The 18,415-nt window shown below is 75.9% G+C and carries 16 protein-coding genes; 4 read left to right on the plus strand and 12 right to left on the minus strand.

Annotation, left to right across the window (positions count from 1 at the left end):
- Nucleotides 1–18: 18 nt before the first annotated feature.
- Nucleotides 19–846, minus strand: coding sequence for a helix-turn-helix domain-containing protein (locus CRP39_RS15970; protein WP_216359769.1), 828 nt, complete (start codon nt 844–846; stop codon nt 19–21).
- Nucleotides 847–934: 88 nt separating this feature from the next.
- Between CRP39_RS15970 and CRP39_RS15975 the strand changes: the two genes are divergently transcribed.
- The gene (locus CRP39_RS15975; RefSeq protein ID WP_097207575.1) at nt 935–1,321 is read left to right on the plus strand and encodes a hypothetical protein; all 387 of its coding nucleotides are present in this window, start codon (nt 935–937) and stop codon (nt 1,319–1,321) included.
- Nucleotides 1,322–1,347: 26 nt separating this feature from the next.
- The gene (locus CRP39_RS15980) at nt 1,348–1,716 is read left to right on the plus strand and encodes a nuclear transport factor 2 family protein (RefSeq protein ID WP_097207382.1); all 369 of its coding nucleotides are present in this window, start codon (nt 1,348–1,350) and stop codon (nt 1,714–1,716) included.
- Nucleotides 1,717–1,785: 69 nt separating this feature from the next.
- On the opposite strand, the gene CRP39_RS15985 is transcribed toward CRP39_RS15980, so the two are convergent.
- Both CRP39_RS15985 and CRP39_RS15990 read right to left on the minus strand, forming a co-directional pair.
- A complete protein-coding gene (locus tag CRP39_RS15985) occupies nt 1,786–1,977 on the minus strand; it encodes a hypothetical protein (protein ID WP_097207576.1) in 192 nt (63 codons plus the stop codon).
- Between the two features lie 8 nt (nt 1,978–1,985).
- Nucleotides 1,986–2,474 (minus strand): DnaJ family domain-containing protein, encoded by a 489-nt coding sequence (locus CRP39_RS15990; RefSeq protein ID WP_172442473.1) that lies wholly within the window; start codon nt 2,472–2,474, stop codon nt 1,986–1,988.
- 273 nt (nt 2,475–2,747) lie between these two features.
- Between CRP39_RS15990 and CRP39_RS15995 the strand changes: the two genes are divergently transcribed.
- On the plus strand, nt 2,748–4,223 hold the full coding sequence (locus CRP39_RS15995) for a SulP family inorganic anion transporter (protein WP_097207384.1): 1,476 nt from the start codon (nt 2,748–2,750) through the stop codon (nt 4,221–4,223).
- A gap of 61 nt (nt 4,224–4,284) precedes the next feature.
- Nucleotides 4,285–5,373 (plus strand): ATP-dependent DNA ligase, encoded by a 1,089-nt coding sequence (locus CRP39_RS16000; RefSeq protein WP_245853907.1) that lies wholly within the window; start codon nt 4,285–4,287, stop codon nt 5,371–5,373.
- A gap of 25 nt (nt 5,374–5,398) precedes the next feature.
- Here CRP39_RS16000 and CRP39_RS16005 read toward each other — a convergent pair whose 3' ends face one another.
- From CRP39_RS16005 to msrA, 9 genes are all read right to left on the minus strand, one after another.
- Complete coding sequence (locus tag CRP39_RS16005; RefSeq protein WP_097207385.1) at nt 5,399–5,923, minus strand: MarR family winged helix-turn-helix transcriptional regulator; 525 nt, start codon at nt 5,921–5,923, stop codon at nt 5,399–5,401.
- Nucleotides 5,920–6,759 (minus strand): SDR family oxidoreductase, encoded by an 840-nt coding sequence (locus CRP39_RS16010; RefSeq protein WP_245853908.1) that lies wholly within the window; start codon nt 6,757–6,759, stop codon nt 5,920–5,922. Before CRP39_RS16010 ends, CRP39_RS16005 begins: the two co-directional genes overlap by 4 nt.
- A gap of 54 nt (nt 6,760–6,813) precedes the next feature.
- The gene (locus CRP39_RS16015) at nt 6,814–7,797 is read right to left on the minus strand and encodes a sensor histidine kinase (protein ID WP_143426672.1); all 984 of its coding nucleotides are present in this window, start codon (nt 7,795–7,797) and stop codon (nt 6,814–6,816) included.
- A 95-nt stretch (nt 7,798–7,892) separates the two neighbouring features.
- A complete protein-coding gene (locus tag CRP39_RS16020) occupies nt 7,893–13,040 on the minus strand; it encodes a SpoIIE family protein phosphatase (RefSeq protein ID WP_097207388.1) in 5,148 nt (1,715 codons plus the stop codon).
- A gap of 151 nt (nt 13,041–13,191) precedes the next feature.
- On the minus strand, nt 13,192–13,674 hold the full coding sequence (locus CRP39_RS16025; protein WP_143426673.1) for a hypothetical protein: 483 nt from the start codon (nt 13,672–13,674) through the stop codon (nt 13,192–13,194).
- A gap of 79 nt (nt 13,675–13,753) precedes the next feature.
- A complete protein-coding gene (locus CRP39_RS16030; RefSeq protein WP_097207390.1) occupies nt 13,754–15,328 on the minus strand; it encodes a methyl-accepting chemotaxis protein in 1,575 nt (524 codons plus the stop codon).
- Between the two features lie 136 nt (nt 15,329–15,464).
- A complete protein-coding gene (locus CRP39_RS16035; protein WP_097207391.1) occupies nt 15,465–16,553 on the minus strand; it encodes a class I SAM-dependent methyltransferase in 1,089 nt (362 codons plus the stop codon).
- Nucleotides 16,554–16,609: 56 nt separating this feature from the next.
- Entirely contained in the window at nt 16,610–17,743 is a 1,134-nt protein-coding gene (locus CRP39_RS16040; RefSeq protein ID WP_097207392.1) for a class I SAM-dependent methyltransferase, read from the minus strand.
- A 15-nt stretch (nt 17,744–17,758) separates the two neighbouring features.
- Entirely contained in the window at nt 17,759–18,412 is a 654-nt protein-coding gene (msrA, locus tag CRP39_RS16045; RefSeq protein WP_097207393.1) for a peptide-methionine (S)-S-oxide reductase MsrA, read from the minus strand.
- Nucleotides 18,413–18,415 lie beyond the last annotated feature (3 nt).

Raw genomic sequence — 18,415 nt, forward strand, 5'->3', positions numbered from 1 at the left:
CGTGCCCCTTCCGCAACTTCATGATCGCGGGACAGGGGCAGGGGCGGGGGCGGGGAGCCGGGAGCGGCGCAGCACCTCGGCGGTGTGCGCGTCGGCGGGCAGGAACGCCTCGACGGACAGCTCCGCCGCGGTGAGGTCGACCGCGGTGCCGAACGTCGTCACGGTGCTGAGGAAGGACAGGACGTCGTCCCCGTGCCGGATCCGCAGCGGGACGGCGATCCCGTCCGGCGGGCGCCGGTCGAACCCGCCGGGCAGCGCCGCCAGCTCCCGGTGCAGTGCGGCCAGCCCGGGATCGGCGGTCAGGTGCGCCTCGCGGGCCAGCCGGGTGAGCAGCGCGGTGCGCCACTGCGGCAGGTCGAGGATCCGCGGGGCCAGGCCGCGGGGGTGCAGGCCCAGCCGCAGCACGTTCACCGGCGGCTCGAGCAGCGCCGGGTCCACGCCCTCGGTGAGCAGCGCGATGCTCCGGTTGCCGGCCACCAGCTCCCAGAACCGGTCCACGACGACCGCGGGAGACGGCTCGTAGGCGGTCAGCACGAGGTCCAGCGCGCTGCGGACGGCGGACATGTCGGGGTCCTCCAGCCGGCGGCGCCCGTAGACCGGCGCGTAGCCGGCGGCCAGTAGCAGCTCGTTGCGCTCGCGCAGCGGCACCTCCAGCTGTTCGGCGAGGTGCAGCACCATCTCCCGGCTCGGCCGTGCCCGCCCCGTCTCCACGAAGCTCAGGTGCCGGGTCGAGACGCCCGCGTCGCTGGCCAGGTCCAGCTGGGACAGCCGGCGTCGCTGCCGCCAGTTCCGCAGCAGCTCCCCCACGGACGGTCGCGTCTCGACGGCGGTCATGGCGGCGGTCATGACGGCGACGCTAGCGACGGACGGCCGCCGCGTCGCTTACCTCGCAGGTAATCGACGGGCCGCCCGACCAGGGGCCAGCGTGGTCGCCATGACCACGACCACCACCGCTCCCCCGACACTGCTCCACCGCGCCCTGGCCCTCGACGCCGCCGTGACCGGGGTCAACGGCGCGGCGTACCTGCTGGCCGCCGGCCCGCTCGCCGACCTGCTCGGCCTGCCCGCCGCCTGGCTGCGCGGCACCGGCGTCTTCCTGCTGGTGTTCACCGCCGCCGTGGGGTCCGTCGCGGCCCGCCCGGTGCCGTCCGCCGTCCGGGCGGTCGTCGCGGCCAACGCCCTGTGGGCTGCCGGCTCGATCGCCGTCGTGCTCGCCGGCATCGGCACGCCCACCACGCCCGGTGCCGTCTGGCTGGTCCTGCAGGCCGCCGTAGTCGCCGCCTTCGCCGTGCTGCAGGCCGCCGGCCTGCGCCGTTCCTGACCGCCCGATCCGAGGAGGAGACCGACATGACCGCCACCCCGCAGCTCGCCGAGCGCTACCTCGCCGCCTGGAACGCCACCGACCCCGCCGCCCGCCGCGCCGCGGTCATCGACGTGTTCGCCGAGGACGTCCGCTACACCGACCCGCTGGCCGACGTGACCGGTCGCGCGGCGCTCGAGGCGACCATCGCCGCCGTCCAGGGGCAGTTCCCCGGCTTCGTGTTCCGGCTGGCCGGGCCGGTCGACGCCCACCACGACCAGTTGCGTTTCACGTGGATCCTCGGCCCCGAGGGGCAGGAGGCGCCGATCGCCGGGTTCGACGTCGCGATGACCGACGGCGACGGGCGGATCCGTACCGTGCTCGGCTTCCTCGACCGGGTGCCCGCCGCGGTCTGACCGCCACCGAGATCGGCGATCTCGTCCCGTTCCCGCCCGGGAGCCGACGAGGTCGCCGATCTCGGCGTCTCAGTCGGGCTCGACCCGCCAGGACCCCACGGCGGTGTAGTCGCTGTCGTAGAGGTCCTGCCGGGCTCCGGGCGCCAGCTCCACCTGCTTCATGCTCCCGCCCCAGTAGCGCAGGATCCGGCCCAGTTCGTCGCCCCGGCGCTCCCCGGCCAGGGCACCGGCGTCCAGGTCCACCTCGAGGACGAATCGCATGCCGCAGATCATGACCGGTCGACGCCCCGCCGCTGCCACCACCGCCGGCGGCGGACCGGGGGCGGCGGCGGTGCGGGCGGCGCCGGCGGCGGACGGGTCGCCCGCCAGTGGTCCACGAGCGCGTCGACGTCGGCCAGGCCGGGGACGGGGGCCCAGCGGCTCTCCTGCGGGCGGCGCCAGAACGCCTCGACCTGGGTGTTGTAGTCCTCGGCCAGCGCGCGGACGGCGTCCTCCGACTCCAGGCGGTCCGCCCGCGCCGGCAGCCCGTCGCGCTCCCTGCGCAGCGCCAGCCCGGGCGGCAGCATCGCCGCGGTGTCCACGCCCTCGCGGCGCGCCTTGTCCACCGCCCAGTCGTAGGCGGTCTCCTCGGCGGCCCGGCGGGGCAGCGGCTTCCCGGCGCCCCGCAGGCCGTCGAAGTCCCCCCGGGCCAGACCGCGGCTGATCTGCGACTCCACCCAGGTCTCGAACGACATCCCGGTCGGCTTGCGCTCGGTCATCTCCTCCATGGTCACACCGGCGCGGCCCGGCTCACCGCCGCAGCCCTGGCCGTCTCCCCCACCTGGGGTGAGAACCGTCCACCGGGGTGAGCGGGCCGGCTCCGGCGCCGCGCCGGCGTGACGGAGGACGCAGACCCTCCCCTCACGTGAGGTGTCGGGTCCGCGGCAGACTGGGCGGCGACTCCGCACCGGGCACCGCTGCCCGCGGCGCGCCCGCTCCCCCGCCCCGTTCCGCTCGTCCCGGGACGGGGCGTCCTCCCGAGAACCGGTGGCATGCCCTCCCTCACTGCTGCGCGCACCCGCCCGTCCTGGCTGTCACCGGCCGTCGCCCGCACCGAGGTGCTGGCCGGCCTGGTCGTCGCGTTGGCGCTGATCCCCGAGGCGATCAGCTTCTCGATCCTCGCCGGCGTCGACCCGCGGGTGGGCCTGTTCGCCTCCTTCACGATGGCCGTCGTCATCGCGTTCACCGGCGGCCGCCCGGCGATGATCAGCGCCGCCACCGGCGCGATCGCCCTGGTGATCGCGCCGCTGGTCGCGTCGCACGGCCTGCAGTACCTGGTCGCCGCGGTGATCCTGGGCGGGCTCCTGCAGATCCTGCTGGCCGCGGCCGGCGTCGCCCGGCTGATGCGGTTCATCCCGCGCAGCGTGATGGTCGGCTTCGTCAACGCCCTGGCCATCCTGATCTTCGGCGCGCAGATCACGCACCTGGTCGACGTGCCGTGGCTGGTCTACCCGATGGTCGCCGCCGGGCTGGCGATCATCTTCCTGTTCCCGCGGCTCACCACTGCCGTCCCGGCGCCGCTGGTGGCGATCGTCGTGCTCACGGTGCTCACCGTGGCCGCGGGCCTGGACCTGCCCGACGTCGGCGACGAGGGCCGGCTGCCCGACAGCCTGCCGTCGCTGGTGGTCCCCGACGTCCCGCTGACCTGGGAGACGCTCCGGGTCATCGCCCCCTACGCCCTCGGCATCGCCTTCGTCGGGCTCATGGAGTCGCTGATGACGGCGAAGCTCGTCGACGACATCACCGACATCCGCTCGGACAAGACCCGCGAGTCGTGGGGCCAGGGCGTCGCCAACGTCGTCACCGGCTTCTTCGGCGGCATGGGCGGCTGCGCCATGATCGGCCAGACGATGATCAACGTGAAGTCGGCCGGCGCCCGCACGCGGTTGTCCACCTTCCTGGCCGGCGTCTTCCTGCTGGTCCTGGTGGTCGCGCTCGGCGACGTCGTCGCGACCATCCCCATGGCGGCGCTGGTCGCCGTGATGGTCTTCGTGTCCATCGCGACCTTCGACTGGCACAGCCTGCGCACCCTGCGGTCGATGCCGCTGAGCGAGACCGCCGTCATGGTCTCGACCGTCGCCGTCGTCGTCGCCACCTCGAACCTGGCCATCGGGGTCGGGGTCGGCGTCCTCGTGGCCTGCGTGCTGTTCGCCCGCCGCGTCGCCCACCTCGTCGAGGTCACCGCCAGGACCGATGAGCAGGGCCGGCGGCACTACGCCGTGCACGGCGCGATGTTCTTCGCCTCCAGCAACGACCTCGTCCACCAGTTCGACTACGCCGGAGACCCGGCGGAGGTCGTCATCGACCTGTCGGACGCCCAGATCTGGGACGCCTCGACCGTGGCCGCGCTCGACGCGATCACCCACAAGTACGGGACCCGCGGGAAGACGGCGACGATCGTCGGCCTCGACCCCCACTCGGCCACCCGCTTCGAGCGGCACACCGGTCGGCTGAGCGGGGCGCACTGAGGAACTCCCGCACCCGGCTGCCTCGAGATGACCCACCCCGTTCCGGGGTTCCTCGCGGAGCGTGGCGACCCGCCACGAACGGGTGAGAGAGCAGCTCAGCGCGCTGCGCACCGGCCCCGGACCCCCCACGCTGGCCGTCGTGCCGCTGTCCGTGCCCGGGTTGCCCGACGTGCCCCCCGAGCTGGCCGGGCCGGTCGCGGTGCAGCTGGCCAAGCCGGTCCGGGACCTCCCGCACGCCGACGCGCTGCCCGGCGGCGTCCTCTACGAGCCCAAGTGGGACGGCTACCGGCTGGTCGTCGTCCGCACCGGCGGCTCCACCAGGGTCTGGTCCAAGCAGGGCCGCGACCTCACCGACCGCTTCCCGGACGTCGCGGCCGCCGCCGTCGCCCAGGTGCCGCCCGGCACGGTGGTCGACGGCGAGGTCGTCGTCTGGAACGGCACCCGCCTGGACTTCGGCCTGCTGCAGCGCCGGATGGTCACGCCACCGGGCCGGATCGGCGCCCTGGTCGCGTCCGCCCCGGCCTCCTACGTCGCCTTCGACCTGCTCGCCCTCGGCGGGGCCGACCTGCGGGTGCGCCGGCTGCGCGAGCGGCGGGCCGCCCTGGAGGAGCTGGCCGCGCGCTGGGCGCCGCCGATGCAGCTCTCACCGGTCACCACCGACCCCGCGGAGGCGCGCCAGTGGTCGAGCGACTGGCGCGCCGCCGGCGTCGAGGGCCTGGTCGCCAAGGGCGCCGGGACCCGGTACGCGCCGGGCCGCCGCGAGTGGCTCAAGGTCAAGTCCTGGGAGACCACCGAGGTGCTCGCCGGCGGCGTCATCGGCCCCCTCGAGCGGCCCAGCCAGCTCGTGGCCGGCCGCTACCGCGACGGCGAGCTGGTCGTGGTGGGGCGCACCAGCCCGCTCTCGCCGACCTCCGCCGCCGAGCTGGCCGCCGTCCTGCGCCCGGCCGGCGACGACCACCCCTGGCCGGAGCGGATCGGCACCGGACGGTTCGGCGGCGGCCGGCTGTCGGTGCCCCTCACCCGGGTGCACCCCGACGTCGTCGTCGAGGTGAGCGCCGACGCCGCGCTGCAGGCCGGCGTCTTCCGCCACCCGCTGCGCTTCGTCCGGGTGCGGGCCGACCTCCACCCGGAGGACGTGCCCGGCATCTGACGTCGGTTTCCGCGGAAACCGGCGTCTAGGGGTTCTGCGGCGTCCGGCCCAGGGCGACCAGGAGACGGCGCAGCAGGTCGGCGAGCTGGTCCCGGTCGGCGTCGGAGAGCCCCGCGAGCAACCGGCGCTCGGTCTCCAGGTGGTCGGGCAGGGCGGCGTCCAGCGCGGCGCGGCCGGCGTCGGTGAGCGTGACGACGACGGCCCGCCCGTCGGCCTCGCTGCGCTCCCGGGTGATCAGCCCCTTCTCCTCCAGCCGGTCCAGCCGTTGCGTGATCGCCCCGGAGGTGACCAGCGCGGTGCGCATGAGCGCGGTGGGGGTCAGCTGGTAGGGCGCGCCGGCGCGGCGCAACGCGGCCAGCACGTCGAACGACGGCGCGTCGAGGCCGTACCGGGCGAAGGTGGCCCGCTGGGCGAGGAAGACCTCCCGCTGCAGCTGGCTGATCCGGCCGATCACGCCCATCGGTGTGCAGTCGAGGTCGGGGCGCTCCCGCGCCCACTGCGTGAGGATCAGGTCGACGGCGTCCTCGGCACGCCGCTCGGTCGTGCTCATGCCGCGAGGGCCACGTCAGCCAGGTGGTCGGCGTAGCTGCGCGGCGGACGGCCGAGCAGCGCGGTCAGCACCCGCGGGCTGCCCACGAAGCCGTGGGCCCGGTAGTGGTCGAACATCAGCCGGCGGCAGCGCCCGGCGTAGGCCATGTCCCGCCCACCCACCCCGTCGCCGCGGGGGACGACGTCCTCGGCGACCACCTCGCGCCCGAGCCGCTCGCCGATGAGCTCGGCGATCCGGGGGGCGGTCAGCGCCTCGGGCCCGACCGCCTCGAAGGTGCCGCCGTCCAGGCCGTCCTCGGTGAGCAGCACGGCGGCGGCCTGGGCGACGTCGGCCAGGTCGACCAGCGACTGCCCGGTTCGCAGGCCCCAGGTGCTGCGCAGCCGACCGGTGCGGACCGCCTCGGCCACCTGCTCGTCGAGGTTCTGCGCGTAGGCGCACGGCTGGAGGACCCGCCAGGCCAGGCCGGAGGTGTCGAGGGCCTGCTCTGCGCGGTCCTTCGCGGCGTGGTGCGGCATCGTCCGCGCCTGCGGTCGCAGCACCGAGTGGTAGACGACCCGCGGGACGCCGGCCCGCCGCGCCTCGCCGAACAGCGCCGTGGCGCCCTCGTCCTCGTCGGGGTCGAAGTTGGGCCAGATGAGGTAGAACGCGTCGGCCCCGGCGAGGACGTCGGACCACGGCTGCGGCTGGGTCAGCTCGGCGACGACCACCTCGGCCCCCAGGGCGTCGAGCTCGGGGCGCGGGCGCGGCCGGGACACGACCGCGCGCACCTGCTCGCCCCGCTCGCGCAGGGCCCGCACGATCGCGGTGCCGGTCTGTCCGCCCGCTGCCGTCACCACGATCACACAGGTACCTCAGCAGTGAGGTATCCCCCCGTCAAGCCCCGGCCACCCTCAGTGCAGCCAGGTGCTGAGCCGGACGGTGAGGCCCGCCGGCCCCCGCAGCAGGTCCACGCTGTCCCAGAGCTTGCGGGCCAGCCACAGCCCCATGCCGCCGCGGCTGAGGTCGTCCCCGTGCGCGGGCCGGAAGCCGGCCAGCGGGTCGTCGAACCGGTGCCCGCTGTCGGTGATCGCGCAGACCATGCGGTCGCCGTCGGTCCAGACCCGGGCCGAGATCGGCCGCCGGCCGTGCCGGAACGCGTTCGCGGCGACCTCGCTGGTGGCCAGGTGGAGGTCCGCCCGCTGCTCGGCGTCGGGCACGTGGGCGGTGAGGACCGCGCCGATCTGGTGGCGGAGCCCGGCGAGGGTGGGGGCGTCGTCCACGGTGAGCACGGGCACGGTGTCCTCGACCGGCTCGTGCGGCGCCGGCAGGCTCCGGATGTACCGCGCCGGGTCCTGGAAGGCCGGGTTGGTCGCCCACGCCCCCCCGCGGACCACGTGGGGGTGGGTGGCGGTGGCGGTGGCGAGCACCTCGGCGGGCAGCCGTCGCCGGTCGTAGACGCACAGGGCCGAGATGGCGGTGCCGGCCATCAACCGGCTGCACGCCGACTCGAACCGCTGCCCCTCCCGCCAGCCGGTGGGGTGGTCCCCGAAGTCCACCTCGGAGAGGATCCGCAGCCGGCCCGACGGGTGCTCCGCCGCCCGTTCCACGTAGCCGCGGGCGCGGCCGATCGCGTCGGGGGCGCGAGCGCCCAGGAGGGTGAGCCCGGGGTCGTTCTCCAGCCCCACGCCGACCTCGCCCAGCGCGTCGCACACCAGCGTGGCGGTCTCCGGCGGGCAGGCCATCGCGACCAGGTCACCGGCGCGCAGACCGTCCTCGACGAAGGGCAGGGCGTCGAGGAGCAGGTCGTCGTCACTGCCCACGACGGCGGTGCCGTGCCGGAAGCCCGCGTCGAGACCGACGCCGCCGGCAGTCCGCCCGTCCGCCTCCTCGTCCACGGTCCCCGTCCCCTTCGTGACCGGGTCGCCCCGGCCGACAACATCCTGGTACAGCCCGCGCCGGTCGCCGCGGTCCGACGAGACCGGGCGCGCCGTCACGCGGACGGGACCGTGGCGTCGTCGGCCACCACACCGGCCAGAGCGAGTATGCGCGCCGGTGGCGATCCCCGCTCCGTCCGCAGGTGGAGGGCGACGCCGACATCACCTGCACGGGCGAGGGCCTCCAGCACCAGGCCCACGCCCGCGCTGGCGAGATAGCTCGTCGGCCGCAGGTCGAGCACCGCCACCGAGCCGGGCGGCAGCCGGTCCAGGTACCGCAGCAGCTCGTCCCGCACGGGACCGGCGGTGGCGATGTCGAGCTCGCCCACCACCTCCAGGCGGACCTCGTCCGGTCCGTCGGAGACCCGCAGGCGGGCCGGGATCCCGCTGTGCACTGCCGGGCGGGTCCGCGGGGGCACGGTCCCGCGCCCACCGGCGACCCCGTCCGCGGCCACCCGGAACCGGACGGTGGTGCCGACGCCGTCCGCCCCCCGGCCGATCTCGACGTCGGAGCCGAGGGCGTGGATGAGGTCCAGCCCGCGCCCCCGAAAGCCCCTGTCCGCGGGCGGCGGCCGCCAGACGCCGGTGTCGCGGACCTCCACCCGGATGCCGCCGTCGAGATCCCGGTCCAGCCGGTACGAGCACTCCCCCGCGCCGGGCGCCGCGGCGTAGGCGTGCTCGACGGCGTTGGCCAGCGCCTCACCCAGGGCCAGGTGGAGGTCCTCGGCGGTCTCCTCGGGCACCCCGACGGTCGCCAGCCACGCGGCCACGGCCCGGCGGGCGGCCGACAGCCGCGCCGGATCGGCCGGCAACCGCACGGCCAGCGGACCGGGCAGCACCCGGGCCGCGATCACCGCGACGTCGTCGGGCTGGTCGGTGTCGGCGAGCACGTCGGCCAGCAACCGGGCGGTGAGCCGTGCGGGATCGGCCGCCACGTGCAGGGTGGCGGCGTCGCACACCCGGGCCAGCCCCTCGTCGAGCACCTCACCGCGCCGCTCCACGAGGCCGTCGGTGTAGAGCAGCAGCGTCGTGCCCGGCGCGACCTCGGTGACCCCCTCCCGGTAGGGCGGGCGGTCGGGGGCGCCGAGCACCGCGCCGGAGCCGGCACCGTCCAGGAAGCGGCTGCCGCCGGGGCCGACCACCAGTGGCGGCGGGTGGCCGGCCCGCGCCCAGCGCACGGTGCCGGCGACCCCGTCGACGACGAGGCAGGCGGCGGTCGAGCCCAGCGCGCCGGGCAGGCGCGCGGCGAAGCGGTCCAGCAGCTCCAGCGCCTCGGCCGGCTCGCAGCCCTGCAGCAGGGCCGCCGACAGCGCGCTGCGCAGCTGCCCCATCACCGCGGCCGCGGACGGCCCCTGGCCGACGACGTCGCCGACGGCGATCGCCACCCGGCCGTCCGGGAGCTCGACGACGTCGTACCAGTCACCGCCGGCCTGGGCCCCCTCGGCGCCGGGCAGGTAGTGCGCGGCCAGCGCCAGCCGGTCCAACCGCGGGAGCTGGGCCGGCAGGAGGCTCAGCTGCAGCGTCTCGGCGATGCCCTGCTCGGCCCGGAAGAGCCGGGCGCGGTCGAGCGCCTGGGCGCACTGCTCGGCGACGGCGAGCAGCATCGCGCGGTCCACCTCGGAGAACCGCTGCACCGTGGGCCAGCCGACGGCCAGGACTCCGACGACCCGGCCGGCGACCACGAGCGGGACGGCCACGTTCGCGGCCAGCCCGTACGCCCGCAGCGCCTCGGCGAACTCGGCGGGCAGCGGGCGGCCGGCCACGGGGTCCGCGGAGACGTCCTCGACCCAGATCGGGCGGCGCTGCGTGACCGCGGTCGTGGCGACCAGCGGTGCCGACAGCGGCAGGCTGCTCCACAGGCGGCGGCCGGCGTCGCTGCCCCCGCTGATGGCCAGGGCGGACAGCGCGCGGTGGGAGGCGTCGATCTCGTAGACGGCGACCCGGCTCTCGGGCCCGGTCAGCGACCGGAGGTGTCCGGCGGCCGCGGTGGCGACCTCCACCGGGGTCGTCGCGGCCGACAGCTCCGCCGTGGCCCGTTGCAGCAGCGCCAGCCGGTGCGCGGCGGCGCGCTCGTCGGCCAGCAGCAGCGCGTTGTCGACGGCCAGGGCGGCGCGGACGGCGATCTCCTCGGCCAGCGCCCGGTCGTCCTGGGTGTAGGGCGGCGCGTCCCCCCGCCGGCCCAGCACGAGGACGGCCAGCACCCGCCCGCGCACGGTCAGCGGGAGCGCGAGCACGGAGGCGACGGCGAGCGGCGCGGCGAGGGCCGGGTGGTCGGTGCCGAGGGCGCTCGCCTCGGCCAGCGTCGCGTGCACGACCACCCGCCCGGTCCGCACCACCTCCGGCCCCACCCCGACGTCCGGGTCCAGCTCGGCGAGCGCCGCCTCGGTGGGGCCGTCCACGCCGGCGATGCCGGCCCAGCGCAGCGTGCCGTCGTCCCGGACCAGGCGCACGGTGCACAACTCGGCCAGCCGGCGGCTCACCAGGAGCCGCGCGAGCGCGGCCAGCTGCCCGTCGATGGTGCTCTCGTGGTCCAGGAGTGCACCGACCTCGGCCAGCAGCGTCTGCCGCTCGGTCTCCCGGATGCGCGCGTTGACGTCGGTGCAGCTGCCGACGTGGCCGGCGGGAGTGTCGCCCGCGCCGATCGGTACCGCCCGCTCCAGCAACCAGTGGTAGGCGCCGTCGTCGCGCCGCAGCCGGAACTCGACCTCCCAGCCCTCCCGCCGCCCGCGCGCGGCGGCGACCACGGCCGCGTACCGGTCGCGGTCCTCCGGGTGCAGCAGGTCGGCCCAGCCCTCGCCGAGCTCCTCCCCGGCCGGGCGGCCGGTGAACTGCGTCCAGCCCCGGTTGACGAACACCCGCCGGCCGTCGGGGTCGGCCACCCAGATGAGCGCGGGCGCGAGGTCGGCCATCGCGGTGAAGCGCTCCTCAGCGGCCCGCCGGACCCGGCCCAGGTGGAGGTGGGCGTCGACGCGGGCCACCAGCTCCTGCGCGGAGAACGGCTTGACGAGGTAGTCATCGGCGCCCGCGGCCATGCCCTCGACCGCGGCCTCCTCCCCGGCGCGCGCGGACAGCAGCACCACCGGCGTCCGCGCGGTCCGGGCGTCGGCGCGCAGGGCGGCCAGCAGCTCCATCCCGTCCAGCTCGGGCATCATCACGTCGCTGACCACGAGGTCCGGCGGGTCGGCGAGGGCGGCCTCCAGGGCCTGGCGGCCGTCGGCGACCGCCCGGACGGCGTAGCGCGGGGCCAGCAACCGCACCAGGTAGGCGCGCATGTCCGCGTTGTCGTCGGCGACCAGCACCCGGCCGGCCTGGGTGCCGGGGGACCCGGCGCCCTCGACGGGTGCGCCGTCCCGGTCGGGCAGCCAGCGCAGGGCCTCGGTGACGAACGGCGCCGCGGCCGGTGACACGGCGGGCACCTCGGCGGTCGGCTCGGCGGCCTCGGCGGACGACTCGACGGACGGCTCGGCCAGCCGCTCGGTGGGCAGGTGCGCGGCGCCGAACGGCACGGTGACGGTGAACGTCGTCCCGACGCCGACGGTGCTGTCGACGTCGACGCTCCCGCCGTGCAGCCCGACCAGCTCGCGGACCATGGCCAGGCCGATGCCGCTGCCCTCGCCCGAGCGGCCGCGCGCGTCGGCGACCCGGTGGAAGCGCTCGAACAGGCGCGGCAGCTCCCCGGGCGGGATGCCGGTGCCGGTGTCGCTCACGGTGAGCTGTGCGGCTCCGCCGTCCCGCCGGAGCCGCACGCTGATGCCGCCGGAGAAGGTGAACTTCAGCGCGTTGGAGAGCAGGTTGAGGACGACCTTCTCCCACATGTCCCGGTCGACGTGCACCGGCTCGTCCAGGGGCGGGCAGTCGACGGTGAACTCCAGCCCGGCGCGGGTGACCGCCGAGCGGAAGACGCTGGCCAGCTCGGCGGTCGTGGCCGCGAGGTCGACCGGCTCGAAGCGGGCGTCGATGCGGCCGGCCTGGATGCGGGAGAAGTCCAGGAGGGTGTTGACCAGCTTCCCCAGCCGCAGCGCGTTGCGCTCGATGACCTCCAGCTCCTCGCGGACCCGGGGGTCGGCCTGCACGGTCGGGTTGCCGCGCAGCTCGGCGACCGGCCCGGCGATGAGCGTCAGCGGGGTGCGGAACTCGTGGCTGACGTTGCTGAAGAAGTCGGTCTTCGCCCGGTCGAGCTCGGCCAGCGCCTCCGCCCGGCTGCGCTCGGCCTCGTAGCTGCCGGCGTTGAGCAGCCCCGAGGCGATCTGGTTGCCGATCAGCTCGATGAACCCGCGGTAGCGGTCGTCGTAACGGCGGTGCGGGTTGAGCCCGGCCACGAGGAAGCCCGAGACCGGCTCCCCCTCCTGCGCGGAGGAGGCGATCGGCACGACGACCGCCTCCGTCGGGGGCAGCTGCCAGGCCCCGGTGGGCAGGTCGGGGAAGCGGTCGTCGAGGCGATCGACCAGCACCTGCTCGCCGGCCAGCACGCGGTCCAGCGGCCAGACGTCGTCGGCCGGGGTGAGGACGGCGGGGGCGGCGGCCGAGCCGGGCTCGATCCCGGATGCGACGCTCAGCCGCGCGGTGCCGGTCGCGTCGAACAGGTAGGTGAGGCTGAACGGCAGGTCGGCGAGGTCGCGGCCGAGCTGCTCGTCGACGGCGGTCAGGACGTCGGCCCGGGTGCGGGTCGTCGCGACAGCGGCGGCGAGGTCCCGGAGGACGGCCACCCGGCGCTCGCCGACGACACGCTCGGTGTTCTCGGTGACCACGCAGAGCATGCCCGGGGCGCGGCCGTCGTCGTCGCCCAGCGGGCTGTAGGAGAAGGTGTGGTAGGTCTCCTCCTGGTAGTCGCTGCGCTCGAGGAAGAGCAGCAGGTCCTCGTCCCAGGTGGCCACCCCGGTGTCGAGGACGGACCGCACCCGCGGGCCGATGTCGTGCCAGATCTCGGCCCACACCTCCGACGCGGGCCGGCCCAGCGCCCAGGGGTGCTTGGCCCGGAGGGTGTCCCGCCGGTAGGCGTCGTTGTAGAAGAAGGTGAGCTCCGACCCCCAGGCCGCCCACATGGGGAACCGCGACGTCAGCATGATCCGGACGACGTTGCGCAGCTCGGACGGCCACCCCCGGGGCGGGCCGAGCGGGGTCTGCGTCCAGTCGCGGTCGGCCATCGCGCGGCCCACCTCGCCGCCACCGGAGAAGATCGAGCGCCCGGGCGCGTGCTCGGTCACCGTGAGCTCACGAGGGGATGGTAGGGCGCTGCACGTCCGCTCCGCCGCCACGGGGGCGGACGCCGCCACGGTGCCGGGCGCCGCCGCGGCGACGTTCCACGTGCAACACCGCCTGGGACGCCGCCCGGCGGGACCAGCCCGCCGGCCGGTCCTACCGCGGGCCCTCCACGCCGATCCCGCCGAACAGGACGTCGGCGTGGACGCGGAGGTCGGCGCCGCGCTCGTCCTCGGTCCGCATGACGTCGGCGCCCTTCTCGATGCCGATGCCGCCCACGCCGCGGAAGGCCCACCACACCCGCCAGCCGGCCGGCACCCGGACGCCCATGCCCCCCATCAGCGCCCGCACGGTGAGATCGACGCCGCCGGGCACCCGCGGCAGCGCGGTGAGGTCGAGTTCCGCGCCGCCCATGACCAGGTCCACGCGCACCCGCGCCAGCTCCGGGTTCGTCGGCCGCAGCTGGACGCCACCGACCGCGACCACCCGTCGGATGCCGGCGGTGCTCTCGTCGCCCTCGTTCTTGCGGCGGGCGACCAGCCGGCCGGTCAGCGCGACCGCCCCCTGCAGGGCCCACCAGCCCAGCAGCCAGGGCAGGACCCTCCGGACGGCGGGAGGCAGTGGTCGCGACGTCGTCATGGGCCCAGCCTGCCCGCCGTCCCGCCCCAGGCCCAGGGGGGTGCTCCCGGCACCGTCGAGCGGCATCCGGTCAGCGCGTTCAGTACCGGAAGCGGCCCACTGCCGAGCTGAGCGCCGACGCCATCCGGGCGACCTCGTCCATCGCCGTCCGGGCGTCGGTCATCGCGCGGGTCGTGGCCCCGGCCGCACCAGCGACGGCGGTGATGTTCTCCGCGATCCGGCCGGCCGACACCGCGGCCTCGGCGACGTTGCGGTTCATCTCCGTGGTGGTCGCCGTCTGCTCCTCGACGGCGGCGGCGATCGTGCCCTGCGAGTCGTTGATCAGCCCGATGATCCGGCCGATCTCGCCGATGGCCCGCACCGCGCCGCCGGTGTCGGCCTGGATCGCCTCGACCCGGGCGGTGATGGTGTGGGTGGCCTTCGCCGTCTCCTGGGCCAGCTCCTTGACCTCGTTGGCGACGACGGCGAACCCCTTGCCCGCCTCTCCGGCGCGGGCCGCCTCGATGGTCGCGTTGAGCGCCAGCAGGTTGGTCTGCTCGGCGATGGCGGTGATCACCTGGACCACGCCGGCGATCTCGCGCGAGGAGTCGCCCAGCTTGGCGACGGTCGCGGTGGTGGCGTCGGCGACGGTGACCGCCTGGGCGGCCACCCGGGCCACCTCGCCGGCGTTGCGCGCGATCTCACCGATGGAGGCCCCCATCTCCTCCGAGCCCGCGGCGACCGTCTGCACGTTGCGCGACACCTGGCCGGCCGCCGCGGCGACCACCCCGCTCTGCTCCGCGGACTCGTCGGCCAGCCGGGTCATGTCCCGCGCGGTCACGGTGAGCTCCTCGGTCGCCGAGGCGAGCGTCGTCGTGGTGTCGCCGATGGTGGTCACCACCCCGCGGAGGCTGCCCAGTGAGGTCTCCAGCGCCGCCGCCATCCGGCCGATCTCGTCCCGGCTGGTGACGCCGGTGACCCCACGCAGGTCGCCCTCGGCGAGACCGGCCAGCACCGCGCCCACCCGGCGCAGCGGCCCGACCACTGACCGCGTCACGACCCAGCCGATCCCGGCCAGCACCAGCACCCCACCGGCGGCCACGAGCACCGCCAGGGTGATCGCCGTCCCCCGCTGGTCGGTGCTGGCGGCGGCCGCGGCCACGGCCGCCCCGTCGACGGCGGCACCGACGGCGGGCAGCTCGTCCTCGAGGACGGCGAAGGCCTCGGCGAACGCCGGGTAGCCGGCCCGGGCGGCGGCGGGGTCGGTCGCGGTTCGGGCGACGATGCGGTCGGCCGCGGCGAGGTAGGCCTCGACCTCGGGGGTGACCTCGGCGACGGCCGCGCCCACCTCGGGGTCCAGCCCGGCGTCGGCCACCGCCGCGAGCACCTCGCGGAAGGTCGCGTCGTGCGCGGCGAGGTCTGCCGTCGTCCCGCCGCCGGAGCCGTCCAGCAGCGCCTGGAGGACGTCGCCCCGGACGGCGTCGTGCATCATGTCCGCCTCCAGCGCGGCGGCGGTCGCGCGGGTGGTGGCGAGCAGCTCGTCGGTGCGCTCGCCCGTCCCGTGCAGGGCCTGCACGGTCAGGACGGCGAAGACCGCGAGGACCACGGCTCCCGCGGCGACGAGGGCGGCGAGCTTGACGCCGAGCGGACGGTCCGACCAGAGGTTGCGCGCCATGGGGCACTCCTGCGTCGCGGGTGGTCGGCGCGGAGGTGCGCACCGTTGGCACCTCGATCGGCACGACGGTGGAGTGACTACAGCGGAACTGCTCCGATCCTCGTGGACCTCCTCGTTCCGGTGTGCCGGACCGGCCTCAGCGGACCAGCCGGTAGAAGCGGAAGAAGTCGTTGTCGATCGGCAGGGTCTCCACCCCGGTGAAGCCGGCCTCGCGGGCGTACCGCTCCAGGGTGGCCGGGCGCATGACGGTGCCGGTGGCCACCGAGGGCCGCGTGGACAGCCCGTCGGGCAGGCAGCAGGTGAGGCTGTAGCCGTACATCAGCCGCTCGACCTCGTCGCCGGGCGCGGTGAACTGCTCGGCCACCTTCTCGTCGACCACCAGCACCGTGCCGTCCGGGCGGGCCATCCCCCGCATCGCCGCCAGCACGGCCACCGGGTCGGCCATGTCGTGGACGCACTCGAACGCCGTCACCAGGTCGTAGCCGCCCGGCTCGCCGTCCGCCGACGCCGCGTCCACGAGGGTGAACCGGACCCGGTCGGCCACGCCGGCCTGCTCGGCGTTGCGCCGTGCCTGCTCGACGGAGGGCGCGTCGACGTCGAAGCCGTCGATCCGGGCCCGCGGGTACGCCCGCGCCATCCCGATCGCCGACCAGCCCATGCCGCAGCCGACGTCGGCGACCCGGCCGCCGCCCCGCAGGACGGTGTCCACACCGGGCACCCGCGGGAGGTCCTCGGTCGCCATCGCCCCGAGGAAGTAGGGGCGGTTGGCGTCCCCCTGCGCCTCACGGGCGTCGGGGCCCATCTCCGCCCAGCCCAGCCCGTCGCCGGTGCGGTACGCCTCGCGCAGCCGGGGCAGGTTGCGCACGAACGCCATGGCCACGCGGGCGAACGGCGCCATGTGGGCGGGGTCCAGCTCGTCGACCAGCACGCCGCGGTACTCCGCCGGCAGCGTGTAGCGCCGCGCGTCCGACTCGGCCCGGACGTCGTCGACGGTCAGGATCCCGGCCACCGCCTGCTGCTCGAGCCACTCGCGGGCGTAGCGCGGGGCGGTCCCCGTGCGGTCGGCGAGCTCGGGTGCCGTGGCCGGGGCGTCGGCCAGGGCGCGGTACCAGCCCAGCTGTGCGCCCAGGTCGACGGCGGCGAGCTCGAGGGTGGCGGTCACCCCCGCGAGGATGCGTCCGGCGAGTGCGTCGGCGGTGCCCGCCTGGGTCTCGGTCGTCGTCATGCTCCCGCACCGTGGCCCGGACCACGGGGCCGTGGCCAGGGCCCTCCGCCCCTGCCTCAGCGGCGGGTGGAGACGGTGACGGTGAACCGGCGGTCGGCCGCCGCCACGCGCGTCGGCCCGACCAGCCGTCGTAGCGCCGCCCGGTGCGGCAGCTGGTTGTTGTAGACCGTCCACAGCTCGCCGCCGGGGCGCAGCACCCGGCCGGCGGCGGCGAACAGCCGGTCCGCGGCGCCGGTCACGACCGCCGCACCCACGTGGAACGGCGGGTTGCAGACGACGAGGTCCGTGCTCGCGTCGGCGACGCCGGCCGCCGCGTCGTCCCGGGTCACCCGCACCCGGCCGGCCACCCCGTTGGCCTCGGCGGTGGCCCGTGCGGAGGCGACCGCGGCCGCGGACTGGTCGCCGGCGGTGACGCGGACCGCCGGCCGGGCGAGGGCCAGGGCGGTGGCGAGGACGCCGGTGCCGCAGCCGAGGTCCAGCGCGGTCGCGGCGTCCGGCGCCATCCGGTCGAGGGTGGCCAGCAGCGCGCGCGTCCCGACGTCGACCCGCGTGCCGGCGAACGCCGCGCCGTGCGCGCAGACGGTGAGGCCGAGGTCGGGGTGCACCTGACGGCGCGGGAAGGACGGCTGCACACCGGCCCGGGGCCCGCGCGCGACCAGCACGCGGGACTTCTGCCGCGCCAGCGTGGCCGACACGTCGGTGAACGAGGCCCGCAGGACGTCGTTCATCGCGAGCGTCATGTGCTTGACCCGCCCGCCGACGAGGACGGTGACGTCCGGGGCGGCGGTGGCCGCGAGTTCGGCGATCTCGCGCAGCGCGTCCAGCGACCGCGGCGCCTTGGCCAGCACGAGGCGGGCGCCGGCGAACAGCTCCGGCGTCAGCGGCAGGGAACGGTGCGAGCCGGTCAGGCCGGTGCGCTCGGCATTGCGGGCCAGCGCCAGCTCCCCGACCAGCAGGTCTTGGCAGACCCGGACGTCGCGGGCGCCGGCCACCACGACGCCCAGGGTGAGCGCCCCGTAGGAGTCGTCGACGACGACCACCTCGCCGGGCCCGGCCACCGCGATCGCCGCGGCCGCCTCGTCGAGCAGCAGCCGGTCGGTGGCGTCGACGGCGACCAGGTCCGCCGCCTCGACGTCCGGCTCCCGCCGCAAGTGCGCGAACAGCTCCTCCCGAGCGGCAGAAATGGCCATTTCTGCCGGCACGGCTCAGACGCCGGGGAGGCCGACGGGGCAGGAGACGCCGGTCGAGTGGATCGGGCAGTACCCGTTGGGCACCTTGTGCAGGTACTGCTGGTGGTAGTCCTCGGCGTAGAAGAACTCCCCCAGCGGCGCGATCTCGGTGGTGATCTCGCCGTAGCCGGCCGCGGTCAGGCGCTCCTGGAACGCCGCCCGGCTGGCCAGGGCGGCGGCCTCCTGCTCGGGGGTGGCGGTGTAGACCGCCGAGCGGTACTGCGTCCCGATGTCGTTGCCCTGGCGCATCCCCTGGGTCGGGTCGTGGTCCTCCCAGAACACCTTGAGCAGCTGGTCGTAGGAGATGACGGCGGGGTCGAAGACGACCAGGACGACCTCGGTGTGGCCGGTCCGCGCCGAGCAGACCTCCTCGTAGGTCGGGTTCGGCGTGTAGCCGCCGGCGTACCCGGCCGCGGTCGAGTAGACCCCCGGCGTCTGCCAGAAGACCTTCTCCACGCCCCAGAAGCAGCCCGCGCCGAAGACGGCGGTCTGCATGCCCTCGGGGAACGGCGGCTGGATGCGGTTGCCGTTGACCGCGTGCACCTCCGGCACGTGCGGCAGGGGGTCCGGACGCCCGGGGAGGGCGTCGTCAGGGGAGACCGGCTGGGTCTTGGCCCGGGAGAACAGCATGCC

Source organism: Geodermatophilus sabuli (assembly GCF_900215145.1).
Lineage (GTDB): Bacteria > Actinomycetota > Actinomycetes > Mycobacteriales > Geodermatophilaceae > Geodermatophilus > Geodermatophilus sabuli.